The sequence below is a fragment of the Pseudomonas sp. H1_D05 genome, from assembly GCF_054682705.1.
Genome location: NZ_CP162825.1, coordinates 3,681,208 through 3,706,906, shown reverse-complemented (window position 1 = coordinate 3,706,906; position 25,699 = coordinate 3,681,208). Strand labels below are relative to the sequence as shown.

Below are 25,699 nucleotides of genomic sequence, written 5' to 3'. Positions count from 1 at the left end.
ACGGTACAGCGGTTACAGCAGCTGAATCACACGCCGCTCGAAAGCAGCATGTTACGGATGTGACCGATGGCCTTAGTCGGGTTCAGGCCTTTCGGACATACGTTGACGCAGTTCATGATGCCCCGGCAGCGGAAGACGCTGAACGGGTCATCGAGCGAAGCCAGACGCTCGGATGTCTTGGTGTCACGGCTGTCTGCCAGGAAGCGATAAGCTTGCAGCAGCGCAGCTGGACCCAGGAACTTGTCCGGATTCCACCAGAAGGACGGGCAAGAGGTCGAGCAGCAAGCGCACAGGATGCACTCGTACAGACCGTCGAGTTTTTCACGCTCTTCTGGCGACTGCAGACGCTCGATGGCCGGAGCCGGCGTGTCGTTCTGCAGGTAAGGCTTCACCTTCTCGTATTGCTTGTAGAAGATGCTCATATCGACGACCAGGTCACGGATAACCGGCAAACCTGGCAGCGGACGAACGATCAGCTTGTTACCTTTTACAACGGCGGACAGCGGCGTGATGCACGCCAGACCGTTTTTACCGTTGATGTTCATGCCGTCGGAGCCGCAGACGCCTTCACGGCAAGAGCGACGATAGGAGAAACCCTCGTCCTGCTCTTTGATCAGAGCCAGCACGTCCAGCACCATCAGGTCTTTACCACCGGTATCGACCTGGAATTCCTGCATGAACGGCGCAGCGTCCTGATCAGGGTTGTAGCGATAAACACTGACATTCAACATGGCGGTCACCCTTAATAAGTCCGGACTTTAGGTTCGAAAGTCGGAACAGTCTTCGGCGAGAAGTTCACGGCACGTTTGGTGACGCGCTTGTCACCCGGGAAGTACAGGGTGTGGCACAGCCAGTTTTCGTCATCACGATCTTCAAAGTCTTCACGGGCGTGAGCACCGCGGGACTCTTTACGTACTTCGGCCGCGATGGCGGTAGCTTCAGCCACTTCCAGCAGGTTTTGCAGTTCCAGCGCTTCGATACGTGCAGTGTTGAACGCCTGCGACTTATCGTTGATCTTCACGTTGGCGATACGCTTGCGCAGATCGGCCAGCTGAGCAATACCCTTCTGCATGTATTCGCCAGTACGGAATACACCGAAGTAGTTCTGCATGCAGCTCTGCAGTTCGCGACGCAGGGTAGCGACGTCTTCGCCGTCAGTACGGCTGTTCAGTGCGTTCAGGCGCGACAGGGCAGCTTCGATGTCGGCTTCGGTAGCGTCGTCGTATTCGATGCCGTCGGTCAGGGCTTTTTCCAGGTGCAGGCCGGCAGCGCGGCCGAATACCACCAGGTCGAGCAGCGAGTTGCCGCCCAGACGGTTGGCACCGTGAACCGATACGCAAGCCACTTCACCTACCGCGAACAGACCAGGAATGATCTGATCCACGCCATCGGCGTTCTGGGTGATCGCCTGGCCATGGATGTTGGTGGCAACGCCGCCCATCATATAGTGGCAAGTCGGAACAACCGGAACCGGCGCAACAACCGGGTCAACGTGGGCGAAAGTCTTCGACAGTTCGCAGATGCCTGGCAGACGGCTGTGCAGCACTTCCTCGCCCAGGTGGTCGAGTTTGAGCATCACGTGGTCGCCATTCGGACCGCAACCGTTGCCGGCGATGATTTCTTTAACCATCGAGCGAGCAACCACGTCACGACCGGCAAGGTCTTTGGCGTTCGGAGCATAACGCTCCATGAAACGCTCGCCGTGCTTGTTGATCAGGTAACCACCTTCACCACGGCAACCTTCTGTAACCAGTACACCGGCACCGGCGATGCCGGTCGGGTGGAACTGCCACATTTCGATGTCTTGTACCGGTACGCCAGCACGCAGAGCCATGCCGACGCCGTCACCGGTGTTGATCAGGGCGTTGGTGGTGGAAGCGTAGATACGACCTGCACCGCCGGTAGCCAATACGGTGGCTTTGGCGCGGATGTAGGAAGTTTCGCCAGTTTCGATGCAGATCGCGATCACACCGACGAAATCGCCTTCCTGGTTCTTCACCAGGTCGACAGCGTAGTACTCGTTCAGGAACGTGGTACCGGCTTTCAGGTTGCCCTGATAAAGGGTGTGCAGCAGGGCGTGACCGGTACGGTCGGAAGCCGCGCAAGTACGCGCAGCCTGGCCGCCTTTACCGTAGTCCTTGGACTGACCACCGAACGGACGCTGGTAGATACGGCCTTGTTCGGTACGCGAGAACGGCAGACCCATGTGGTCCAGCTCGAAAACCGCGGCCGGGCCTTCCTGACACATGTATTCGATAGCGTCCTGGTCACCGATGTAGTCGGAGCCCTTGACGGTATCGTACATGTGCCAGCGCCAGTCATCGTTCGGGTCAGCAGACGCGATCGCGCACGTGATGCCGCCCTGAGCGGATACAGTGTGCGAACGGGTCGGGAAAACCTTGGTGATCACGGCAGTCTTGTGACCACCCTGCGCCAGTTGCAGCGCAGCGCGCATGCCGGCACCGCCACCACCAATAATGATGGCGTCGAAAGAAATCGTTGGAATGTTAGCCATGACTCAGATACCCCAGAGAATCTGCACACCCCAGACGAAGTAAGCGAACATCGCAACGCCGCATACTGCCTGGAAAAGGAAACGTATCGCCGTTGCGGACTTGCCGAACGCCATCGGCGTCAGGTAGTCAGTCGCGATGGTCCACATGCCAACCCAGGCGTGAGCGCCGAGAGCAACAAGGGCCAGGAGGCTGAAAATACGCATCCCGTTGTGGGCGAACAGTTCATGCCACTGGGCATACTCGAGGCCAGGGTGGGCCACGACGTATCCGATCAGAAAGATGAAGTAAGCCGCGAGAACGACCGCAGACACACGTTGCGCCATCCAGTCATAGAGGCCCGAACGCGACAGGTTCGTGACGTTAGTTACCATATCCAAACTCCTGCCAGAACGATTACCACCACGGAAACGGCGATAACGATTTTCGAGCCCAGCTTGCCGCCTTCCAGCGTCTCACCGATGCCCATGTCCATGATCAAATGGCGCACACCGGCTACCAGGTGATACAGCAGAGCGGACAGGATGCCCCAAATCACTAGCTTGGCTAGCGGACTGGTCAGACACGCTTTCACCTGACCGAAGCCTTCCTCGGAACTGAGCGACTTGTCCAATGCATAAAGCATGATGGCAAGGCACACGAAGAGGATGACACCGGAGATACGGTGAAGAATGGACGTGTAAGCAGTGACTGGGAGTTTGATGGTCCTTAGGTCTAGGTTTACAGGTCGTTGGCTTTTCACGGCTTTTTTTTCACACTGAAGAGCCCCTAACAATCAGGGCAAAGTTGTTGGGGAGTGCACTGGTCAGGTAACCACCACCCAGGGATGCGACCCCCAATGAAAGCAAGCCCAAAAGCCCTTGGCGGTCGGTGGCCGAGTATAGACAGTTAGGCTACTAATGACAACGCAATCACCTACCCCAAATAGCTGATTGCACAAGTCGTATAAAAGGCGTAAATGGCAGTCAATTTCGAGGAAAAAGTGCGCTTAAAGCCTTCTGGAGCAAGACTTTAGGCAAATTGACATTCGAATTTATCTCACTATAGTGGTGCGGGCCCTGCGTGGGGGGTCTGTCTGATGGTTCAAGCATAAATAGGAGGCCACATGGCTGACAAAAAAGCGCAGTTGATCATCGAGGGCGCAGCCCCCGTCGAGCTGCCCATTTTAACCGGCACCGTTGGTCCCGATGTAATCGATGTTCGGGGCCTGACGGCCACGGGCCGCTTCACTTTCGACCCAGGCTTCATGTCGACCGCCTCGTGCGAGTCGAAGATCACCTATATCGACGGCGACAACGGCATTCTGTTGCACCGCGGCTACCCGATCGAACAACTGGCTGAAAAGTCGGACTACCTGGAAACCTGCTACCTGCTGCTCAACGGCGAACTGCCGACCGCAGAACAGAAGGCCCAGTTCGTCAGCACCGTGAAAAACCACACGATGGTTCACGAGCAGTTGAAAACCTTCTTCAACGGTTTCCGTCGCGACGCCCACCCGATGGCCGTCATGTGCGGTGTAGTCGGCGCCCTCTCGGCCTTCTACCACGACTCCCTGGACATCAATAACCCGCAGCATCGCGAAATTTCCGCGATCCGTCTGGTTGCCAAGATGCCGACCCTGGCAGCGATGGTTTACAAGTACTCCATGGGACAGCCCATGATGTACCCGCGCAACGACCTGACGTACGCGGAAAACTTCCTGCACATGATGTTCAACACCCCGTGCGAGATCAAACCGATCAGCCCGGTGCTCGCCAAGGCCATGGACCGGATCTTCATCCTCCACGCCGACCACGAGCAGAACGCCTCGACTTCCACCGTGCGTCTGGCCGGCTCCTCGGGTGCCAACCCGTTCGCCTGTATCGCCGCCGGTATCGCCGCACTGTGGGGCCCTGCCCACGGCGGTGCGAACGAAGCCGTATTGACCATGCTTGACGAGATTGGCGATGTTTCGAACATCGACAAGTTCATCGCCAAGGCCAAGGATAAGAACGATTCGTTCAAACTGATGGGCTTCGGTCACCGCGTTTACAAGAACCGCGACCCTCGCGCGACTGTGATGAAGCAGACCTGCGACGAAGTACTGAAAGAACTGGGCATCAACAACGATCCGCAACTCGAACTGGCCATGCGCCCGGAAGAGATCGCGCTGACCGACCCGTACTTCATCGAACGCTCGCTGTACCCGAACGTCGACTTCTATTCGGGGATCATCCTCAAGGCGATCGGCATTCCGACCAGCATGTTCACCGTGATTTTCGCGCTGGCACGTACTGTTGGCTGGATCTCCCACTGGAAAGAAATGCTCTCCAGCCCTTACAAGATTGGCCGTCCGCGCCAGTTGTACACCGGCTACGAGTCGCGTGACATTACCAAGCTGGAAGACCGCAAATAAGATTTGTCTTGCGATAACGTCTTAAGTTGTATCGGGAACGGCCTCTATTTATATAGGGGCCGTTTTTGTTTGTCTGGGCTTTGGGATTGGGATTGGGATTGGGATTGGGGGCATATCCGTTGCTGAGGGTGTTGCCGCTGGCGGTTTCGCTCTTACAGCGAGTCCCTTTTTCAAACGCCAAAAAGGAACCAAAAGGCTTTGCCCCGGCGTACGGCACTTCGCTGAGGCTCAGTGTTCCCTCGCTACGGTGTCCATCCGGGGGCATCGCCTACGGTTTGCTTCGCTGCACCTCCTCTCGATGTGTTCGACTTCGTCGAACGGCGCTGCGCGCCTAACCCCCGGATGAACACCTACGCTCGGCCTGCCGATGGGGCAAAAGATCAAAAACCAAAGCCAAAGCCAAAGCAAGATCACAAGCCAGATCAAGAGCCCCTCACCCTAGCCCTCTCCCGGAGGGAGAGGGGACTGACCGAGGTGTTTGGGAGAGGTACGCCGACGTGCAATACCGCGTTGAACTCAGGCTCTGAGAAGCAAACGAATCGGCCCATCACCCTCCCTGAGAGAGAGGGGACTAACTGAGGTATTTGAGAGAGCTACGCCGACTTGCGATACCGCGTTGAACTCAGGCTCTAAAAAGCAAACAAATCAGCCCCATTTCCTTCCACTACCGGAGGGAGAGGGGACTGACCGAGGTGTTTGGGAGAGGTACGCCGACGTGCAATACCGCGTTGAACACAAATTTTGAAAAGCTCACCATCGGCTCCCTCTCCCTCGGGAGAGGGCTGGGGTGAGGGGCGAATCCAACACAAAACCACAGCCGACCGCGCTGTGCTCTTCACCACTCAACAGGATGAGCGTTAGCTCGGCTGCAGCTCTTGATCTGTAAGGCGACGTCGGAAGGCTGAGTGGAGGGATTGATCCGGACGGGGGAGCGCAGCGACCGTTTGGCGCAGCCAAACACAGCGAGAGGAGGTGCAGCGAAGCAAACCGTAGGCGCTGCGCCCGGATCGATCCCGCAGCGAAGGAACCCCGAGCCCCGGCGAGCGGGCCGCACGTAGGAGCAAGCGTTTTTTTGCTTACTTTTTTTAGGCGTTTGTAAAAAAAGTGAGTCGCCGTAAGGGCGAAACCCTAATCAGCCGTTACCGCAGCAACGGATATGTACACAGCTCTAGCCGATAACCGCCCAATAAAAATGCCCCGATCTCTCAACCGGGGCATTCAGCACAACATTACAAAACCATCAAACCATCAATGCGAAACCGCCCCACTCGCCCCCAACCCAGTCTGCGAACGCACAAACTGCGGGAAGAACAGCGCCCGCTCGTTATCCGCAGCCGTCGACTTGTCAGTAATCGAGAAGAACCAGATCCCGACAAAAGCAATGATCATCGAAAACAACGCCGGATACTCGTAAGGGAAGATTGCCTTCTCATGATGCAGAATCTGCACCCAGATGGTCGGGCCAAGGATCATCAAGCCCACCGCACTCACCAGACCCAACCAGCCACCAATCATCGCGCCCCGAGTGGTCAGCTTCTTCCAGTACATCGAAAGCAACAGCACCGGGAAGTTACAGCTGGCAGCGATCGAGAACGCCAAGCCCACCATGAACGCAATGTTCTGGCTTTCGAACAAGATACCCAAGCCAATAGCCAGAATACCCAGCGCAACCGTGGTGATCTTCGAAACGCGAATCTCATCCTTGTCGTTAGCCTTGCCCTTCTTGATCACGCTGGCATACAGATCGTGAGAGACCGCCGAAGCACCGGCCAGGGTCAGACCCGCCACTACCGCCAGAATGGTCGCAAACGCTACAGCCGAGATAAAGCCCAGGAAAATACTGCCGCCCACCGCGTCAGCCAGGTGCACCGCCGCCATGTTATTGCCGCCGAGCAGAGCGCCCGCCGCATCTTTGAAGGCCGGGTTGGTGCTGACCAGCAGGATCGCGCCGAAGCCGATGATGAACGTCAGGATGTAGAAGTAACCAATGAAGCCAGTGGCGTAGAGCACGCTCTTACGCGCTTCTTTGGCGTCACTCACGGTGAAGAAACGCATCAGAATGTGCGGCAGGCCAGCGGTACCGAACATCAGTGCCAGGCCGAGGGAGAACGCCGATACCGGATCTTTCACCAAACCGCCCGGGCTCATGATCGCCTCACCTTTCGGGTGAACCTTGATCGCCTCGGAGAACAGCATGTTGAAGTCGAAGTTGACGTGCTTCATCACCATCAGCGCCATGAACGAGGCACCGGACAGCAGCAGCACCGCCTTGATGATCTGCACCCAGGTGGTCGCCAGCATGCCGCCGAACAGCACGTACATGCACATCAGGATACCGACCAGAATCACCGCCACGTAGTAGTCGAGACCGAACAGCAGCTGGATCAGCTTGCCGGCACCAACCATTTGCGCGATCAGGTAGAACGCCACCACCACCAGCGAGCCGCAGGCCGATAGCGTGCGGATCTGGGTTTGCCCGAGGCGGTAGGACGCCACGTCGGCAAAGGTGTATTTCCCCAGGTTACGCAGACGCTCGGCGATCAGGAACAGAATGATCGGCCAGCCCACCAGGAAGCCGATCGAGTAGATCAGGCCATCGTAGCCGGAGGTGAACACCAGCGCGGAAATCCCCAGGAAGGAAGCCGCGGACATGTAGTCACCGGCAATCGCCAGACCGTTCTGGAAACCGGTGATTTTGCCGCCCGCCGCGTAGTAGTCGGCAGCCGACTTGTTACGCTTGGACGCCCAGTAAGTGATGCACAGGGTCGCACCGACGAACACCACGAACATGGCAATCGCCGCGACATTGAGCGGTTGTTTGTGAACTTCACCGGTCAGGGCGTCAGCGGCCCAGACCGCAGGCGCGAACGCCGAGATGCTCAGAAGAGCCAGTAGACGCCGGATCATTGCTGAGCCTCCTTGAGAATCGCATTGTTCAGGTCGTCAAACTCGCCATTGGCGCGGCGCACATAGATACCGGTCAGGACGAAGGCCGAGACAATCAGACCGACACCGATCGGAATGCCCCAGGTAATCGAAGATTCAGGACTGAGTTTCGCCCCGAGCACTTGCGGCCCGTAAGCGATCAACAGAATGAATGCGGAGTACAGCCCGAGCATGATTGCCGAGAGAATCCAGGCGAATCGTTCCCTTTTCTGAACCAGCTCCTTGAATCGGGGACTGTTTTGAATCGAGAGGTAAATGCTGTCGTTCATTGTTTTTATCCTCGCAGCACAGATTATTGTTGGAACATAGCTAATGTATGCGGCTGCGAGCGCGGTAACAGACGACCTTAGTAGTAGAACGCCATGACACTTTTGCCAATTTCCGGTACACACAAAACAACTGTGGGAGCGAGCTTGCTCGCGAAGGCGTCGGATCAGTCGATATTTGCATCAACTGACAGATCGCATTCGCGAGCAGGCTCGCTCCCACAGGGTTAGGCGGTGTGGCGGTTATTTGGTCCAGTCAGCCACGCGATCCGGGTGTTTGGCCACCCAATCCTTGGCCGCGGCTTCAGGTTTGGCACCGTCCTGAATCGCCAGCATGACTTCGCCGATTTCGTCTTTCGACGCCCACTGGAAGTTCTTCAGGAACTTGGCCACTTCCGGCGCCTTGGTTGCCAGCTCTTTGCTGCCGATGCTGTTCACGGTTTCAGCTGCGCCATACACGCCTTTCGGGTCGTCGAGGAAGCGCAGTTTCCACTTGGCGAACATCCAGTGCGGCACCCAACCCGTGACGGCGATGGATTCGTTTTTCTTCTCGGCACGGGTCAGCTCGGCAATCATGCCGGCGCCCGAACTGGCTTTGAGGCTGTATTTGTCGAGGCCGTAATCCTTGATCGCCTGATCAGTCTTGAGCATTACGCCTGACCCGGCATCGATGCCGACGATACGGTTTTTGAAGGTGTCGTCGGTTTTCAGGTCTTCGATCGACTTGGCTTTTACATACTCCGGCACGATCAGGCCGATTTTCGCATCCTTGAAGTTCGGGCCGTAATCGACGACCAGATCCTTGTTTTTCGTCCAGTATTCGCCGTGGGTCACGGGCAGCCAGGCCGAAAGCATGGCGTCGAGTTTGCCGGTGGCTACGCCCTGCCACATGATCCCGGTGGCAACGGCTTGCAGTTTCACGTCGTAGCCGAGTTTCTGCTTGATCACTTCAGCCGCTACGTGGGTGGTCGCAACGCTGTCGGACCAGCCGTCAACGTAACCGATGTTCAGGGTCTGTTTTTCTGCGCTGGCGAAAGTGGAACTCATCGCAAGCACCACAGCGGCACCTGCGCCTAAAAGTCGTCGCATCTTCATCGTTACTTCCCCGAAATGCTGCGCCCGACGGATGCCGGGCATCGTCAACGTATTGTTATGGTGCACAGCGCCCCCATCACGCCTGACCGCAAACCAACTCGAACATCAGCGGAGTACTGATGCCTTGATCATCAACCTGACGCCGCAGGCGACCTGCTCTGTCAGCGACCTCAAGGCAACGAGAAACGACATCAGAAGGCCATTAATCGCGGCTATATAAATGACGCCAAATAATCCGCCCGAACTTTGCATGTGCAAATCATGCCGGTCACCAACCCCTCTATAAATGCAGGTAACATGCCTCGCTTTGCAGCCACTCGGCCTGACCATGTCCGCGACTTCCCGCTTCCCCTTTCTGCCTTATCTCTTCGCCTGCCTGCTCGGGCTGTTTGCCCTCGGCGGCTTCTGGTACGGCCTCGGCCAACCAGTGATCCTGCCCGACGCCGCGACCCCGACGCATAAATTGCAGTGCGCCTCCTACACCCCGTTCGATAAAGACCAATCGCCGTTCGACGTGCCGTTCAAACTGCGCCCGGAGCGCATGGACGCCGACCTCGCATTGCTGGCGACACGCTTTGAGTGCATACGCACTTACTCGATGACGGGCCTTGAGGCGCTGCCGGATCTGGCGCGCAAACACGGCTTGAAATTGATGATCGGCGCGTGGGTCAACAGCAACCCGGTGGACACCGAAAAGGAAGTCGACCTGCTGATCAAATCGGCCAACGCCAACGCGGATGTGGTCAGTGCAGTGATCGTCGGCAACGAGGCGCTGCTGCGCAAGGAAGTCACCGGCGCGCAACTGGCCCGATTGATCAACAAGGTCAAAAGTCAGGTCAAGCAACCGGTCACGTACGCCGATGTCTGGGAGTTCTGGCTCAAGCATCCTGAAGTCGCGCCAGCGGTGGACTTTCTGACAATTCATTTGCTGCCGTACTGGGAAGATGATCCGTCGAACATCGATGTCGCCCTGCAGCATGTGGCGGATGTGCGCCAGGTGTTCGGTAATAAATTCGCACCGAAAGACGTGATGATCGGCGAAACCGGCTGGCCGAGCGAAGGCCGTCAGCGCGAAACCGCCCTGCCGAGTCGGGTCAATGAGGCCAAATTCATTCGTGGTTTTGTCGCGATGGCCGAGAAGGAAGGCTGGCATTACAACCTGATCGAAGCCTTCGACCAGCCGTGGAAGCGCGGCAGTGAAGGCGCAGTCGGTGGCTATTGGGGCTTGTTCGATGCCGACCGTCACGACAAGGGTGTGCTGGCCGGGCCGGTGACCAACGTCCCCTATTGGAAGGAATGGCTGGCGGTCGGTGGTTTGATTTTTCTTGGCACGCTGATCCTTGGCGGTCGCGTTCGCACTACACGCTCGGCGTTGGTATTGCCGCTGCTGGGTGCCCTCGCCGCTTGCTCGATTGGTGCCTGGGGTGATCTCGCACGGGTAACCACGCGGTTTGCCAGTGAGTGGTTGTGGGTCGGCTTGCTGACGGTGTTGAATCTGTTGGTTCTGGCGCACACTGCGTTGACGTTGAGCGCCCGTACTGGCTGGCGTGAGCGGGCATTCAATCTATTGGAGCGCCGCGCGGGCTGGCTGGTCGCAGCGGCAGGTTTTGCCGCAGCAGTAATGATGCTGGAGATGGTCTTCGATCCGCGTTATCGCAGCTTTGCGAGCATGGCGTTCGTGCTGCCGGCGCTGGTTTATCTGTGCCGGCCGGTGAGCGTGCCGCGTCGGGAAATTGCCCTGCTGACGTTTATTGTCGGCGCGGGGATTGCGCCGCAGTTGTATCAGGAAGGCCTGCAGAATCAGCAGGCGTGGGGTTGGGCGTTGGTGAGTGTGTTGATGGTGGCTGCTTTGTGGCGCTGCCTTCGCGTTCGCAAGGTCTGATTTTCAGCGAGGCTAAAGACCTCTTCGCGAGCAAGCTCGCTCCCACAGGAGAATGCATTCCAAATGTGGGAGCGAGCTTGCTCGCGAAGACTGACTGTCAGGCGCTGCGGGACTCCCGGACCAGACGCAACCCGGCAATCACCAGCGCAAACACCGCCAACGTGGTGTTGTACAACGCCAGCGCCGGCGCCCCAAACACCAGCGCCAGCACCGCCAGCCACCACCCTGCCCGCCCCGGCAAGACAAAACCGATCAACGCCGCACCCAACGCCGTCCAGCCCAGCACCTTGAAGTGAATCATCAACCCAAGGTTCGAGCGCACCTGACATTCCCAGCGACTGGCCTCATCCACGCAGATGCCCACCCACTTTCCGTCTTCCATAAAGCCATAACGCGCGCCATAACTGGCGGCCAGCCACAACGGCAACAGAATGAGCAGCAAAATCACGGGCAAACGGCGGGACATGAAACACTCCAATCTTTGGAAATCGGCGGCCAGCTTAATCTGCCGCCAGCCGTGTGCAAGAACTAACAACTGTTAACTGTTCATTCAGGGCGTGCAAAGTGTATCGTCCAGCTACTATTACTCCGAATTCTGCCTGTTTGGTGCCGCAGCATGGCACTTTGGCGCAACCCCGGTGGTCATAGCCTGCGAACTTCATTCGGCACCTTCCTCTAAGGGATCTAGTCATGCTCCGTTCCTTGCGCTTCGCCGCGCTGTTCAGCGGCCTTATTTTGAGTGCGTCCGCACTGGCGGTGGATATCGATGCCGCCAGTTATGGCTACCCCCTGACCAACCCGTTCGAGGCGACCATCGCCACGACGCCGCCGGACTTGCGCCCGGAATTGCCGCTGGACGACGACATCAATCAGTCGGACCGCAGCCTGACGTTGCGCCCGGAGCGAGAGTTCATCCTGCCGGATAACTTCTGGGCGGTGAAAAAACTCACCTATCGCATCGCCACCCAGGACAAACCGGCACCGCTGATCTTCCTGATCGCCGGCACCGGCGCGCGTTATGACAGCACCCTCAACGAATACCTGAAAAAGCTCTACTACAAGGCCGGCTACCACGTCGTGCAATTGTCGTCGCCGACCAGTTTCGACTTCATCAGCGCCGCCTCGCGCTTCGCGACCCCGGGCGTGACCAAGGAAGACGCCGAGGACATGTATCGAGTGATGCAGGCCGTGCGCGCGCAGAACCCGAAACTGCCGGTGACCGAGTACTACCTGACCGGTTACAGCCTCGGCGCCCTTGATGCCGCCTTCGTCGCGCATCTGGACGAGACGCGCCGCAGCTTCAACTTCAAGAAAGTCCTGCTGCTCAATCCGCCGGTCAACCTCTACACCTCGGTGACCAACCTCGACAAGTTGGTGCAAACCGAGGTGAAAGGCATCAACAACAGCACCACGTTCTATGAACTGGTGCTGTCGAAGTTGACCCGCTACTTCCAGCAGAAAGGCTACATCGACCTCAACGATGCACTGCTCTACGACTTCCAGCAGTCCAAGCAGCACCTGACCAACGAACAGATGGCGATGCTGATCGGCACCTCGTTCCGCTTCTCGGCGGCCGACATTGCCTTCACCTCGGATCTGATCAACCGTCGCGGCCTGATCACCCCGCCGAAGTTCCCGATCACAGAAGGCACCAGCCTCACGCCGTTCCTCAAGCGTGCGCTGCAGTGCGACTTCGACTGCTACCTGACCGAACAGGTGATCCCGATGTGGCGTGCGCGCACTGACGGCGGCAGCCTGCTGCAACTGATCGATCAGGTCAGTCTGTATGCGCTGAAGGATTACCTGCATGACAGCCCGAAAATCGCCGTGATGCACAACGCCGACGACGTGATCCTCGGCCCGGGCGATCTCGGTTTCCTGCGTAAAACGTTCGGTGATCGTCTGACCGTTTATCCACTGGGCGGCCATTGCGGCAACCTTAACTACCGCGTCAACAGCGACGCCATGCTGGAGTTCTTCCGTGGCTAAATATCTCCTGCTGATGGCAGCGCTCCTCTGCGCAGGCGTGGCCCAGGCCGACAACAGTAAAGCCAACGCGCCGGTCGTCGTCGACAGCGACGGCTTCAAAGAGCCACTGTCCAAACTCAAGTTCAACCCGGGGCTGGATCAGCGCGAATTCGAGCGTTCGACGCTCAACGCGCTGAACGTCTACGACCCGCTGGAGTCGTGGAACCGTCGGGTTTACCACTTCAACTACCGCTTCGACCAATGGGTGTTCCTGCCGGTGGTCGATGGCTATCGCTACATCACGCCGAGTTTTGTGCGTACCGGGGTAAGCAACTTCTTCAACAACCTCGGTGACGTGCCGAACCTGGTCAACAGCCTGTTGCAGTTCAAAGGTCAGCGCTCGATGGAAACCACCGCGCGCCTGCTGCTCAACACCACCATCGGCATTGCCGGCCTTTGGGACCCAGCGACCGCCATGGGCCTGCCGCGCCAGAGCGAAGACTTCGGCCAGACCCTGGGCTTCTACGGTGTACCGGGCGGCGCCTACTTCGTGTTGCCAATCCTCGGCCCGTCGAACATCCGCGACACCGCCGGTCTTGCTGTGGATTACACCGCCGAATCAGCGATCAACTTCCTCAACGTCTCGGAAGTCAGCTCCAACCACCCGGAAATCTGGGCCCTGCGCGCGGTCGACAAGCGCTACCAGACCAGCTTCCGCTACGGCCAGATGAACTCGCCGTTCGAGTACGAGAAGGTGCGTTACGTGTATACCGAAGCGCGTAAGTTGCAGATCGCCGAGTAAAAACGGCAGGCACAAAAAAGGGCCATTCGATGCGAGTCGAATGGCCCTTTTTCATGGCATCAGCTGAATCCAATGTGGGAGCGAGCTTGCTCGCGAATGCGGTAGTCCAGTCAACATTTAAGTCGACTGATACTCCGCTTTCGCGAGCAAGCTCGCTCCCACATTTGTTTTGTGTCGCTGGTTAGCCCTTCACGGCTTTCCAGATTTTGCCGACAACGGAAACCACCGCCAACACCACCGCACCGGCAATAATCCCCGCCACACCATTGAGCAACATCGGCACCGCAAACCCGGCACTCCCCGCCGCGGCGCCAACGCCTTCAATCCAGTCATGCACGACCGGCACGCCATGGGTGAGGATGCCGCCACCGACCAGGAACATCGCCGCCGTGCCGACCACCGACAGGGTTTTCATCATGTACGGCGCGGCACTGAGAATGGCGCTGCCGATTTTCTTCGCCAACTGCCCAGGCTTTTGCGTCAGCCACAAGCCGAGGTCGTCGAGTTTGACGATGCCCGCCACCAGTCCATAAACGCCCACCGTCATCACAATCGCGATACCGGACATGACGATCACTTGCTGAGTCAGCGAAGCAGTAGCCACGGTGCCCAGGGTGATCGCGATGATTTCTGCGGAAAGGATAAAGTCAGTGCGGATCGCGCCTTTGATCTTGTCTTTCTCGTAGGCCACCAGATCGGTCGCCGGATCGGCTACCGCCTCAGTCAGTTGCGCATGTTCGACCTCGTCTTCAGCCTTGCTGTGCAGAAACTTGTGCGCAAGCTTCTCAAAACCCTCAAAGCACAGATACGCACCGCCGACCATCAACAATGGCGTCACCAGCCACGGCACGAACGCACTGATCGCCAGCGCCGATGGCACCAGAATCAGTTTGTTGACGAAAGAACCCTTGGCCACGGCCCAGACCACGGGGATTTCCCGTTCGGCACGCACGCCGGATACCTGCTGGGCGTTGAGCGCCAGATCATCGCCGAGTACGCCGGCGGTCTTCTTGGCGGCCATTTTGCTCATCAACGCCACGTCATCCAGCACAGTGGCAATATCGTCGACCAGCACCAGCAAACTGCTTCCTGCCATGAATCCTGTTTCCTTTTATGTATGAATGGTGCGAAGCATAACGCGACCACAGACCACACGGGGCATTCTTGAGCGCTGCGCGAGGCCGGTGCTACCATGCGCAACCGCCAGAACAGGCAAGGAACCACCGGGTTTATGAGCACAATCCGCGAGCGCAACAAAGAACTGATCCTGCGTGCCGCCAGTGAGGAGTTTGCCGACAAGGGCTTCGCTGCGACCAAAACCAGCGACATCGCCGCCAAGGCGGGATTGCCCAAGCCCAATGTCTACTACTACTTCAAGTCCAAGGAGAACCTCTACCGCGAGGTTCTGGAAAGCATCATCGTGCCGATTTTGCAGGCCTCGACCCCGTTCAATCCGGACGGCGTACCGAGCGAAGTGCTGAGCGGCTACATCCGCTCGAAAATCCGCATCTCCCGCGACCTGCCCTTCGCCTCGAAAGTATTCGCCAGCGAAATCATGCACGGCGCCCCACACCTCAGCGCCGACCTGGTCGAGCAACTCAACGGCCAGGCCAAGCACAACATCGATTGCATCCAGAGCTGGATCGACCGCGGGCAAATTGCCCCGATCGACCCTAATCACCTGATGTTCAGCATCTGGGCCGCGACCCAGACCTACGCCGACTTCGACTGGCAGATTTCTGCGGTGACCGGCAAGGACAAGCTGGACGAGGCAGATTATGAAGCGGCGGCGCAGACGATTATCCGGCTGGTGTTGAAGGGGTGTGAGCCGGACTGATAGACCGCGGCGACTGCTTCGCGAGCAAGCTCGCTCCCACAGGGATTCGTGAACGCCACAGATCCAATGTGGGAGCGAGCTTGCTCGCGAATGGAGCGACTCGGTTAGCCTGTCAGACCCACATCGCATCCCACAGGGGATAGTCGCCAAACTTCTGCACTAAACCTGCCCGCAATGGGTTGGCCACGACATAACGCGCCATTTTCACCAAATCGTCTTCCCGCCTCAGCGCACGGTCATGAAATCCCTGCTGCCACAAACTGCCTTTTCTATCCGCAGCCATATTCACAGCCCGCGCGCTCAAGGATTTGGTCCGTTGCATCAGGTCACTCAAGGAACCTCGCTTCAAATCGATCAACCAATGAAAGTGGTCAGGCATAACCACCCACGCCAAAGAGTCGGCAAAGCCCTGCTCTTGGGCGCGTCGAAATTGGTCAACGACCAACCTGCCCAACGCAAAATCGTGGAAAACAGGTTCGCGATATAGGGTATTGGCAGTCAGCAGATAAATTCGGTTGGGCTCGTCGTAACGACCAAAGCGCAAGCGATGTGAAGCGGACAGTTTCGGCATTCCTTTGCCCCTTTCAAGAGATGACCTGAAAGGTTAGATCTGTACACGGGGAGGAAGCGTCAAGACTGTTAGCCAGATGTGTCCGTTGAATCGCCTTCGCGAGCAAGCTCGCTCCCACAGGGGATTTGAGGTGTTCACACTTTATGTGACAGAACACAAACCTGTGGGAGCGAGCTTGCTCGCGAAGACTTCAGTTCAGACGCTAAAGATCAAGCAGCCACCCCCGCATCCGCCCTCAACTCCAACGCCTCCACCGCCCTGATCGCCACCTGCTCATCAATATCCGATAAATCCCCGCTAATCCCGATCGCGCCCAGCACATTCCCCGCCTGATCCCGAATCAACACACCGCCCGGTGCCGGCACGACGCTGCCCTGGCCCATGCTGTTGAGTGCGGCAATAAAGGCTGGGCGTTGTTGGGCGTCGAGTGCCAGCAGGCGTGAGCCTTTGCCCAGCGCGATGGCGCCCCAGGCTTTGCCGATGGCGATGTTCGGGCGTAGCAGGCTGGCGCCGTCTTCGCGTTGCAGGGTGATCAGGTGACCGCCGGTATCGAGTACCGCGATGGTCAGCGGCGCGGCATTGATGCCGCGCCCTGCGTTGATGGCTTCGTTGACCAGGTTGACTGCGACTTTCAAGGTTAAAGCGCTCATGGTGCCGTCCTCATTTTGTTATAGGGAAAGTCGTGGGCCTGCGGTTTTCTGCCGCAGGTCGATGCAACAAATAGAACACAATGAGTTATTTTTTTGTATACAATAATTCTCGAAAAGCGCCACATGCGACGAAAAGCCACAGTCAGAAAGGCTTCCGACGAATGAAACAGGCGCTTGAGAAAATGGATTGACCTGCGCCGTCCGCCGTGAATACACTCTGCGCAAAGCCACTTGTATACAATTACAAAACGTAAAGAGGCACAAAACCATGAGCAAAATGAGAGCAATCGAAGCCGCCGTTCTGGTGATGCGCCGTGAAGGGGTTGATACCGCTTTTGGCATCCCGGGCGCTGCCATCAACCCGCTGTACTCCGCCTTGCAGAAGGTCGGTGGCATCGATCACGTCCTTGCTCGCCACGTTGAAGGCGCCTCGCACATGGCCGAGGGCTACACCCGCACCAAGGCCGGCAACATCGGCGTGTGCATCGGTACTTCCGGCCCTGCCGGTACCGACATGGTCACCGGGCTCTACAGCGCCTCGGCCGACTCGATTCCAATCCTCTGCATTACCGGCCAGGCACCCCGCGCCCGTATGCACAAGGAAGACTTCCAGGCTGTCGACATCACCAGCATCGTCAAGCCAGTCACCAAGTGGGCGACCACTGTTCTGGAACCGGGCCAGGTGCCTTACGCGTTCCAGAAAGCGTTCTTTGAAATGCGCTCCGGCCGTCCTGGCCCCGTGCTGATCGACCTGCCGTTCGACGTGCAGATGGCCGAGATCGAATTCGACATCGACGCCTACCAGCCGCTGCCGCTGGCCAAACCGACTGCGACCCGCGTTCAGGTCGAGAAGGCTTTGGCTTTGCTGGATCAGGCTGAGCGTCCATTGCTGGTGGCCGGCGGCGGCATCATCAACGCCGACGCCAGCGATCTGCTGGTTGAATTCGCTGAACTGACCGGCATCCCGGTGATCCCAACCCTGATGGGCTGGGGCACCATCCCGGACGACCACCCACTGATGGTGGGCATGGTTGGCCTGCAGACTTCGCACCGTTACGGCAACGCGACCATGCTGAAATCCGACGTGGTATTGGGTATCGGTAACCGTTGGGCCAACCGTCACACCGGTTCGGTTGACGTTTACACCGAAGGTCGCAAGTTCATTCACGTCGACATCGAAGGCACGCAGATCGGTCGTGTGTTCACGCCGGATCTGGGCATCGTTTCCGACGCCGCTGCAGCACTGACCGTGTTCATCGAAGTGGCGCGTGAATGGCAAGCCGCCGGCAAGCTGAAAAACCGCAGTGCCTGGCTGCAAGACTGCCAGCAGCGTAAAGCCAGCCTGCATCGCAAGACCCACTTCGACAACGTGCCGGTGAAACCACAGCGCGTTTACGAAGAAATGAACCAGGTGTTCGGCAAGGACACCTGCTACGTCAGCACCATTGGTCTGTCGCAGATTGCCGGCGCGCAGTTCCTGCACGTCTACAAGCCGCGTCACTGGATCAACTGTGGCCAGGCCGGCCCGTTGGGCTGGACCATTCCGGCAGCGCTGGGCGTGGTGAAGGCCGATCCGAGCCGGAAAGTCGTGGCCCTGTCGGGGGACTATGACTTCCAGTTCATGATCGAAGAACTGGCGGTCGGCGCTCAGTTCAAACTGCCGTACATCCACGTCGTGGTGAACAACTCGTACCTGGGTCTGATCCGTCAGGCCCAGCGCGGGTTCGAAATGGACTACTGCGTGCAGCTGTCCTTCGATAACCTGAACGCGCCGGAACTCAACGGTTACGGTGTTGACCACGTCGCAGTGGCTGAAGGCCTCGGCTGTAAAGCGCTGCGTGTATTCGAACCGTCGGAAATCGCCCCTGCCCTGCGCAAGGCCGAACAGATGATCGAAGAGTTCAAGGTGCCGGTGATCGTCGAGATCATTCTGGAGCGTGTGACCAACATCTCCATGGGCACCGAGATCAACGCCGTCAACGAATTCGAAGACCTGGCGCTGGTCGGCAACGATGCGCCAACGGCGATTTCGCTGCTTGATTAACTGCTGACCGCTGATCGTTCCCACGCTCTGCGTGGGAACGCAGCCCGGGACGCTCTGCGTCCCAAAGCGGACGCAGAGCGTCCATTGAGGCATTCCCACGCAGAGCGTGGGAACGAGAATCTAGAACGGGAGACCACCATGCCGCGTTTCGCAGCCAACCTGTCCATGCTGTTCACCGAACAGGATTTCCTTGCCCGTTTCGACGCCGCCGCCAAGGCTGGTTTCAGCGGCGTTGAATACCTGTTCCCGTACGACTTCAGCTCCGCTGAAATCAAAGCCAGGCTCGACGCCAACGGTCTGACCCAAGTGCTGTTCAACCTGCCGGCCGGTGACTGGGCCAAGGGCGAGCGCGGTATCGCGTGCCTGCCGGATCGGGTTGAAGAGTTCCGCGCCGGGGTCGATCTGGCGATTGCCTACGCGCAAGTGCTGGGCAACACCCAGGTCAACTGCCTGGCCGGTATTCGTCCGCAAGGCGTTGACGATGCCACCGTGGAAAAGACCTTCGTCGCCAACCTGAAATACGCCGCCGACAAGCTGCAGGCAGCGGGCATCAAACTGGTGATGGAAGCGATCAACACCCGCGACATTCCGGGTTTCTACCTGAACAACACAGCGCAAGCCCTGTCGATTCGCGAGCAGGTCGGCAGCGCCAATCTGTTCCTGCAATACGACATCTATCACATGCAAATCATGGAAGGCGATCTGGCCCGCACCCTGCAATCGCACCTGGGCGAGATCAACCATGTGCAGCTCGCGGACAACCCGGGGCGCAACGAACCAGGCACCGGTGAAATCAACTACCGCTTCCTGTTCGAACACCTCGATCGCATCGGTTATCAGGGTTGGGTGGGTTGCGAGTACAAGCCGCTGACTACCACCGAAGCAGGCCTCGGCTGGCTGAAAACCCATAACGCAATTTAAGAACACTGCAAAAACCCTGTGGGAGCGAGCTTGCTCGCGAATGCGGTGGTTCAGTCAACACGGATATTGAATGTTCCACCGCATTCGTGAGCAAGCTCACTCCCACACAGAGCAGCTCCCCTATTTGCTTGAGCAAGACAAAAACAAGAGGATTTTCTCATGGCTAAAATCGGATTTATCGGCACCGGCATCATGGGCCACCCAATGGCTTCGAACCTGCAGAAAGCCGGTCACAGCCTGTTCCTGTCGGCGCACCACGACGCCGCCCCGGCCGACCTGGTCGCCGCTGGCGCCGTCGCCCTGGCCAACCCGCGCGAAGTCGCGCAGGAAGCTGAATTCATCATCGTCATGGTCCCGGACACCCCGCAGGTTGACGACGTACTGTTCCGCGCCGACGGCGTTGCCGCCGGCCTGAGCAAAGGCAAAATCGTCATCGACATGAGCTCGATTTCGCCGACCGCGACCAAGGCGTTCGCCGCCAAGATCAACGAGAAAGGCGCGCAGTACCTCGACGCACCGGTGTCCGGTGGTGAAGTCGGCGCCAAAGCCGCGACTCTGAGCATCATGATCGGTGGCGACGCCGATGCCTTCGAACGCGCTCTGCCGCTGTTCCAGGCCATGGGCAAGAACATCACTCTGGTCGGTGGCAATGGCGACGGTCAGACCGCCAAAGTCGCCAACCAGATCATCGTCGCCCTGAACATTCAGGCCGTCGCTGAAGCCCTGCTGTTCGCTTCGAAAAACGGTGCCGATCCAGCCAAGGTGCGTGAAGCACTGATGGGCGGTTTCGCCTCCTCGAAGATTCTTGAAGTGCACGGCGAGCGCATGATCAAAGGCACTTTCGATCCAGGCTTCCGCATCAGCCTGCACCAGAAGGATCTGAACCTGGCCCTGCAAGGCGCCAAAGAGCTGAACATCAACCTGCCGAACACCGCCAACGCCCAGCAAGTGTTCAGCACCTGCGCGGCCATCGGTGGCAGCAACTGGGACCACTCGGCGCTGATCAAGGGTCTGGAGCACATGGCCAACTTCTCGATTCGCGACAACAAATAAGCCACTGCCCCACCGCTTAAACCTGTGGGAGCGAGCTTGCTCGCGAAGAGGGCGTGTCAGTCGACATGGATATTGACTGATCCACCGCTTTCGCGAGCAAGCTCGCTCCCACAGGGATCTCTACCGCCCTTTCGAATAACAAGAATTCCGGGAGCCCGCCATGTCGGTCGATCCGCAACAACTGCTGCGCGAGCTGTTTGCCACAGCCATCGACGCGGCCCATCCGAACCAGGTCCTCGAAGCCCATCTGCCTGCTGATCGCAGCGGTCGGGTGATCGTCATCGGTGCCGGCAAAGCCGCTGCTGCCATGGCACAAGTGGTCGAGCGCTGCTGGGAAGGTGACGTGTCTGGCCTGGTGGTGACCCGTTACGGTCACGGCGCCCCGTGCGAAAAAATCGAAGTGGTCGAAGCCGCGCATCCGGTGCCGGACGCTGCCGGTCTGGCCGTGGCCAAACGCGTGCTGGAACTGGTCAGCAACCTGAGCGAAGACGACCGCGTGATCTTCCTGCTCTCCGGTGGTGGCTCTGCCCTGCTGGCGCTACCGGCCGCAGGCATCACCCTCGCTGACAAGCAGTCGATCAACAAAGCCCTGCTCAAATCCGGCGCAACCATCGGCGAGATGAACTGCGTGCGCAAGCACCTCTCGGCGATCAAGGGCGGGCGTCTGGGCAAGGCCTGCTGGCCCGCGACTGTTTATACCTACGCGATTTCCGATGTACCGGGCGACCTCGCCACGGTCATCGCTTCCGGCCCGACCGTGGCCGATCCAAGCACCTCCGCCGAAGCGCTGGCGATCATCAAACGCTACGGCATCGAGATTCCGGTTTCGGTACGCACCTGGCTGCAAAGCCCTGAGTCGGAAACCGTCAAACCCGGTGATCCAAGCCTCGCGCGCAGCCACTTCCAGTTGATCGCTCGCCCTCAGCAATCGCTGGACGCTGCGGCGGTGAAATGCCGTCAGGCCGGTTTCAGCACGCTGATCCTCGGCGACCTCGAAGGCGAATCGCGCGAAGTGGCAAAGGTCCACGCCGGTATCGCCCGCCAGATCATCCATCACGGCCAGCCATTGGCGGCACCGTGCGTGATTCTCTCCGGCGGCGAAACCACCGTGACCGTGCGCGGCAATGGCCGTGGCGGGCGCAACGCCGAGTTCCTCCTTAGCCTCACCGACAGCCTCAAAGGCCAGCCCGGGGTTTACGCCTTGGCCGGTGACACCGACGGCATCGACGGCTCGGAAGACAACGCCGGCGCAATCATGACCCCGGACAGCTACGCCCGCGCCGCCGGTCTTGGCCTGAGCGCCAGCGACGAGCTGGATAACAACAACGGCTACGGCTATTTCGCGGCGCTCGATGCGTTGATCGTCACCGAGCCGACCCGCACCAACGTCAACGACTTCCGCGCCATTCTGATCCTTGAGAGCTGCAAATCATGACGCCTGATAAAAAGGTCAAAATCCTCGCCACCCTCGGGCCTGCTGTCGATGGCATCGAAGACATCCGTGAACTGGTCGAAGCCGGGGTCAACATCTTCCGCCTGAACTTCAGCCACGGTGATCACGCCGACCACGCCAAGCGCTATCAGTGGATCCGCGAAGTCGAGCGCCAGCTCAACTATCCGCTGGGCATTCTGATGGACTTGCAGGGACCGAAACTGCGCGTCGGCAAGTTCGCCGACGGCAAGGTGCAACTGCATCGTGGTCAGGCGTTCCGCCTGGATCTGGACGCAACACCGGGCGATGAGCGCCGGGTGAATCTGCCGCATCCGGAAATCATCGAAGCGCTGGAAGCGGGCATGGACCTGCTGCTCGACGACGGCAAACTGCGTCTGCGTGTGGTCACCAAATACGCTGACGCGATCGACACCACCGTGCTCAACGGCGGCGAGTTGTCGGATCGCAAAGGCGTCAACGTGCCGCAAGCAGTGCTCGACCTCAGCCCACTGACTGCCAAGGATCGTCGTGACTTGAGCTTCGGTCTGGAACTGGGTGTGGACTGGGTCGCGCTGTCGTTTGTGCAACGCCCGCAAGACATCATCGAAGCCCGCGCACTGATCGGCGACAAAGCCTTTTTGATGGCGAAAATCGAGAAGCCTTCGGCCGTTGAGCAACTGCGCGAAATCGCTGAACTGAGCGACGCGATCATGGTTGCCCGTGGCGATCTCGGCGTTGAAGTACCGGCCGAAAGCGTGCCGCAGATTCAGAAGAACATCATCACCACCTGCCGCGAACTCGGCAAACCGGTGGTGGTGGCGACGCAGATGCTTGAGTCGATGCGCTTCTCCCCTGCCCCGACCCGCGCCGAAGTGACTGACGTTGCCAACGCCGTGGCCGAAGGCGCCGATGCGGTGATGCTGTCGGCGGAAACCGCGTCCGGTGAATACCCGCTCGAAGCGGTGCAGATGATGAGCAAGATCATTCGCCAGGTGGAAAACGGTCCGGACTATCAGACCCAGCTCGACGTCAGCCGGCCGAAAGCGGAAGCGACCGTGTCCGATGCGATCAGCTGCGCGATCCGGCGCATCAGCAACGTGCTGCCGGTGGCGGTGCTGGTCAACTACAGCGAGTCCGGTGCGTCGAGTTTGCGTGCAGCGCGGGAACGGCCGAAAGCGCCGATCCTCAACCTGACGCCGAACCTGCAGACCGCACGGCGTTTGAGCGTGGCGTGGGGCATTCATTCGGTGGTCAACGATCGCCTGCGTCAGGTCGATGAGGTTTGCTCGACCGCGCTGGAAATCGCCCAGGCGCAGGGTATGGCCGAGCGCGGCGACACGCTGCTGATCACTGCGGGGGTGCCGTTCGGGCAGCCCGGGTCGACTAACTCGCTGCGGATCGAAACGTTGATTTAAGCCCCCCACCATGATCGTTCCCACGCTCTGCGTGGGAATGCGGCCCGGGACGCTCTGCGTCCCAAGAGCAGACGCAGAGCGTCCTTTGAGGCATTCCCACGCAGAGCGTGGGAACGATCAGTATCGAATGACCTGCCATGCCTGCCAATCACTTCAACACCCACTGCCCCGACTGGGCCGAGGCTTTGCTCAACGGTTTCAGTCAGATATTCCTCCAGCGCCATCCGCTGTGTGGTCTGCTGTGCCTGTTGGCGATCCTGCTGACAGCACCGGTGCTGTTCGCCGGTGCGCTGCTCGGTGCCGTCGCCGGTTTGCTCACCGCGCAACGGCGCAACTACGCCAAGGCTGATCGCCAGGCTGGACTGTTCAGCTACAACGGTGTGCTGCTCGGCCTATTGCTGAGTCTTTATTTCCCTTGGTCGCCGCTGCTGCCGCCGCTGATTCTTGCAGCCGGCGGACTGAGCGCGATGGCCACGCAGCAATGGCTCAAACATGTGTACAGCAGCCGATCGATTCCAGCCTACACCTCGCCGTTCGTGGCCATGAGCTGGATCCTGCTGCTGTTCGCCGAGCCGTCGGCGCCGATGGCGCACATCGAGATGAGCCCGCTGAACCTGCTCGCCGCTGAACTGCGCGGCTTGGGTCAGGTGATGTTCCTCGGTCATCCACTGGCGGGCGCATTGATCGCCGTCGGCTTGCTGATCGCTGATCGCCGTGCATTCTGCTGGGCGCTGCTGGCGTCGGCGATCGGCCTCGGCTCCAGTCTGCTGCACCACGAAACCAGTGCTGCACTGTTAGGCCTCGGCAGCTACAACGCCGTACTCGCCGCCCTCGCCTTTTCCGCGCAACGCCAACAACCCTGGCTGCCGCTAGTCGGCATCGTGTTAGCGCTGCTGGTTACACCGCTGTTTGCGGCCGTCGGCCTCGCCACGTTGACCGCGCCGTTTATCCTCGCCGGCTGGCTGATCCGCGCCGGGATTCAGATGCTCGGCAAAGCCACCGTCGAGCGTGCGCCTTGCGCTCACGGGGAGAATCAACCTAGGCTGCGCTGATCTTCGATTCAGGCGTTATCCATGGACAGCAGCAACAGTTGGCGCGAACGGCTTTACGTCATGATTTTCCAGAGCGACACCCTCGCCGGGCGTCGCTTCGACGGCACCCTGCTGTTGATCATCCTCGCCAGTCTGGTGATCGTGATGCTCGACAGTATCGACAGCATTCACCAGAACTATGCCGACGTGCTGGCCTACATCGAGTGGGGCTTCACGATCATCTTTCTCGGCGAGTACATCCTGCGTCTGTACTGCTCGCCCAAGCCGTTGCGCTACGCCTTCAGCTTTTACGGGCTGGTGGATCTGCTGGCGATCGTACCGGGCATCCTCGCCCTGTATTACAGCGATGCGCAGTACCTGCTGATTATCCGGATCATCCGCATGCTGCGGATTTTCCGCGTGCTCAAGCTCAGCCCGTACCTCAAGCAAGCCAATTATCTGATGTCGGCGCTACGCGGCAGCAAGCAGAAGATCGTGGTGTTTCTGGTCAGCGTCTGCACCCTGGTGACGGTGTTCGGCACCCTGATGTACGTGATTGAAGGCCCCGAGCATGGCTTCACCAGCATTCCCAAAGGCATCTATTGGGCGATCGTCACGCTGACCACCGTGGGCTTCGGCGACATCGTGCCGAAGACCCCGCTGGGTCAGGTGATTTCGTCGCTGGTGATGATCACCGGTTACTCGATCATCGCCGTGCCGACCGGGATTTTCACCGCCGAACTGGCCAACGCCATGCGCGGCGAACAGCTGCAACACGATTGCCCGGTGTGCAAGAAAAACAGCCATGAACATGGCGCCGCGTTTTGCTCGCGATGCGGCAATGCGCTGTTCAAGAAACTGGAATAAGCAAAGAGCTT

The 25,699-nt window shown here is 58.9% G+C and carries 23 protein-coding genes; 12 read left to right on the top strand and 11 right to left on the bottom strand.

Translation table 11 applies throughout. The features are described 5' to 3' along the window. Positions 1 to 26 precede the first annotated feature (26 nt). Genes AB4O11_RS16755 through sdhC form a run of 4 tightly spaced genes read right to left on the bottom strand, consistent with a single transcriptional unit; the run spans position 27 to position 3,255 of the window. A complete protein-coding gene (locus tag AB4O11_RS16755) occupies positions 27 to 731 on the bottom strand; it encodes a succinate dehydrogenase iron-sulfur subunit (protein ID WP_093440161.1) in 705 nt (234 codons plus the stop codon). Positions 732 to 742: 11 nt separating this feature from the next. Then, the gene (sdhA, locus tag AB4O11_RS16750; protein ID WP_099758391.1) at positions 743 to 2,515 is read right to left on the bottom strand and encodes a succinate dehydrogenase flavoprotein subunit; all 1,773 of its coding nucleotides are present in this window, start codon (positions 2,513 to 2,515) and stop codon (positions 743 to 745) included. Between the two features lie 3 nt (positions 2,516 to 2,518). Further along, a complete protein-coding gene (gene sdhD / locus AB4O11_RS16745; protein ID WP_003222999.1) occupies positions 2,519 to 2,887 on the bottom strand; it encodes a succinate dehydrogenase, hydrophobic membrane anchor protein in 369 nt (122 codons plus the stop codon). Beyond that, entirely contained in the window at positions 2,881 to 3,255 is a 375-nt protein-coding gene (sdhC, locus tag AB4O11_RS16740) for a succinate dehydrogenase, cytochrome b556 subunit (RefSeq protein WP_016773673.1), read from the bottom strand. The genes sdhD and sdhC overlap by 7 nt, the downstream gene beginning before the upstream one ends. Before the next feature lie 363 nt (positions 3,256 to 3,618). On the opposite strand from sdhC, the gene gltA reads away from it, so the two are divergent. Beyond that, positions 3,619 to 4,908: a citrate synthase gene (gene gltA, locus AB4O11_RS16735; protein ID WP_460127542.1), complete on the top strand. Its 1,290-nt coding sequence runs from the start codon at positions 3,619 to 3,621 to the stop codon at positions 4,906 to 4,908. Positions 4,909 to 6,156: 1,248 nt separating this feature from the next. Here the strand turns inward: gltA and AB4O11_RS16730 are convergent. The 3 genes from AB4O11_RS16730 to AB4O11_RS16720 form a co-directional block, all read right to left on the bottom strand. Continuing rightward, on the bottom strand, positions 6,157 to 7,815 hold the full coding sequence (locus AB4O11_RS16730; RefSeq protein ID WP_093439909.1) for a cation acetate symporter: 1,659 nt from the start codon (positions 7,813 to 7,815) through the stop codon (positions 6,157 to 6,159). Beyond that, positions 7,812 to 8,123, bottom strand: coding sequence for a DUF485 domain-containing protein (locus tag AB4O11_RS16725; protein WP_093439905.1), 312 nt, complete (start codon positions 8,121 to 8,123; stop codon positions 7,812 to 7,814). Before AB4O11_RS16725 ends, AB4O11_RS16730 begins: the two co-directional genes overlap by 4 nt. A 240-nt stretch (positions 8,124 to 8,363) precedes the next feature. Then, complete coding sequence (locus AB4O11_RS16720; RefSeq protein WP_093439901.1) at positions 8,364 to 9,215, bottom strand: glycine betaine ABC transporter substrate-binding protein; 852 nt, start codon at positions 9,213 to 9,215, stop codon at positions 8,364 to 8,366. 286 nt (positions 9,216 to 9,501) lie between these two features. Here AB4O11_RS16720 and AB4O11_RS16715 point away from each other — a divergent pair, with 286 nt between their 5' ends. Then, complete coding sequence (locus AB4O11_RS16715; protein WP_460127540.1) at positions 9,502 to 11,097, top strand: glycoside hydrolase family 17 protein; 1,596 nt, start codon at positions 9,502 to 9,504, stop codon at positions 11,095 to 11,097. A 97-nt stretch (positions 11,098 to 11,194) separates the two neighbouring features. Here AB4O11_RS16715 and AB4O11_RS16710 read toward each other — a convergent pair whose 3' ends face one another. Then, on the bottom strand, positions 11,195 to 11,563 hold the full coding sequence (locus tag AB4O11_RS16710; protein ID WP_257357719.1) for a hypothetical protein: 369 nt from the start codon (positions 11,561 to 11,563) through the stop codon (positions 11,195 to 11,197). Positions 11,564 to 11,787: 224 nt separating this feature from the next. On the opposite strand from AB4O11_RS16710, the gene AB4O11_RS16705 reads away from it, so the two are divergent. Both AB4O11_RS16705 and AB4O11_RS16700 read left to right on the top strand, forming a co-directional pair. Beyond that, on the top strand, positions 11,788 to 13,086 hold the full coding sequence (locus tag AB4O11_RS16705) for a serine/threonine protein kinase (protein ID WP_099758388.1): 1,299 nt from the start codon (positions 11,788 to 11,790) through the stop codon (positions 13,084 to 13,086). Continuing rightward, a complete protein-coding gene (locus AB4O11_RS16700; RefSeq protein WP_034151542.1) occupies positions 13,079 to 13,867 on the top strand; it encodes an MlaA family lipoprotein in 789 nt (262 codons plus the stop codon). The genes AB4O11_RS16705 and AB4O11_RS16700 overlap by 8 nt, the downstream gene beginning before the upstream one ends. A gap of 181 nt (positions 13,868 to 14,048) precedes the next feature. Here the strand turns inward: AB4O11_RS16700 and AB4O11_RS16695 are convergent, their stop codons facing one another. Then, the gene (locus AB4O11_RS16695) at positions 14,049 to 14,963 is read right to left on the bottom strand and encodes a DUF808 domain-containing protein (RefSeq protein ID WP_093439889.1); all 915 of its coding nucleotides are present in this window, start codon (positions 14,961 to 14,963) and stop codon (positions 14,049 to 14,051) included. Positions 14,964 to 15,098: 135 nt separating this feature from the next. On the opposite strand from AB4O11_RS16695, the gene AB4O11_RS16690 reads away from it, so the two are divergent. Next, the gene (locus AB4O11_RS16690; RefSeq protein ID WP_007919931.1) at positions 15,099 to 15,704 is read left to right on the top strand and encodes a TetR/AcrR family transcriptional regulator; all 606 of its coding nucleotides are present in this window, start codon (positions 15,099 to 15,101) and stop codon (positions 15,702 to 15,704) included. 112 nt (positions 15,705 to 15,816) lie between these two features. Here the strand turns inward: AB4O11_RS16690 and AB4O11_RS16685 are convergent, their stop codons facing one another. Then, positions 15,817 to 16,275, bottom strand: a complete 459-nt coding sequence (locus AB4O11_RS16685) for an REP-associated tyrosine transposase (RefSeq protein WP_093439884.1) — start codon at positions 16,273 to 16,275, stop codon at positions 15,817 to 15,819. 209 nt (positions 16,276 to 16,484) lie between these two features. After that, a complete protein-coding gene (locus tag AB4O11_RS16680; RefSeq protein WP_016987506.1) occupies positions 16,485 to 16,925 on the bottom strand; it encodes a GlcG/HbpS family heme-binding protein in 441 nt (146 codons plus the stop codon). Between the two features lie 268 nt (positions 16,926 to 17,193). Here AB4O11_RS16680 and gcl point away from each other — a divergent pair, with 268 nt between their 5' ends. The 7 genes from gcl (at position 17,194) to AB4O11_RS16645 (ending at position 25,688) form a co-directional block, all read left to right on the top strand. Further along, complete coding sequence (gcl, locus tag AB4O11_RS16675; protein WP_007919935.1) at positions 17,194 to 18,969, top strand: glyoxylate carboligase; 1,776 nt, start codon at positions 17,194 to 17,196, stop codon at positions 18,967 to 18,969. Positions 18,970 to 19,107: 138 nt separating this feature from the next. Then, positions 19,108 to 19,890, top strand: coding sequence for a hydroxypyruvate isomerase (hyi, locus tag AB4O11_RS16670; protein WP_095050211.1), 783 nt, complete (start codon positions 19,108 to 19,110; stop codon positions 19,888 to 19,890). 159 nt (positions 19,891 to 20,049) lie between these two features. Then, positions 20,050 to 20,943: a 2-hydroxy-3-oxopropionate reductase gene (locus AB4O11_RS16665; RefSeq protein WP_007919937.1), complete on the top strand. Its 894-nt coding sequence runs from the start codon at positions 20,050 to 20,052 to the stop codon at positions 20,941 to 20,943. A 160-nt stretch (positions 20,944 to 21,103) separates the two neighbouring features. Further along, positions 21,104 to 22,378: a glycerate kinase type-2 family protein gene (locus AB4O11_RS16660; protein WP_460127537.1), complete on the top strand. Its 1,275-nt coding sequence runs from the start codon at positions 21,104 to 21,106 to the stop codon at positions 22,376 to 22,378. Next, positions 22,375 to 23,790: a pyruvate kinase gene (gene pyk / locus AB4O11_RS16655; RefSeq protein WP_186625207.1), complete on the top strand. Its 1,416-nt coding sequence runs from the start codon at positions 22,375 to 22,377 to the stop codon at positions 23,788 to 23,790. The genes AB4O11_RS16660 and pyk overlap by 4 nt, the downstream gene beginning before the upstream one ends. 137 nt (positions 23,791 to 23,927) lie before the next feature. After that, entirely contained in the window at positions 23,928 to 24,842 is a 915-nt protein-coding gene (locus AB4O11_RS16650; protein WP_460127534.1) for an urea transporter, read from the top strand. A gap of 21 nt (positions 24,843 to 24,863) precedes the next feature. Then, entirely contained in the window at positions 24,864 to 25,688 is an 825-nt protein-coding gene (locus tag AB4O11_RS16645; protein WP_093439865.1) for an ion transporter, read from the top strand. The last annotated feature ends 11 nt before the right edge of the window (positions 25,689 to 25,699 follow it).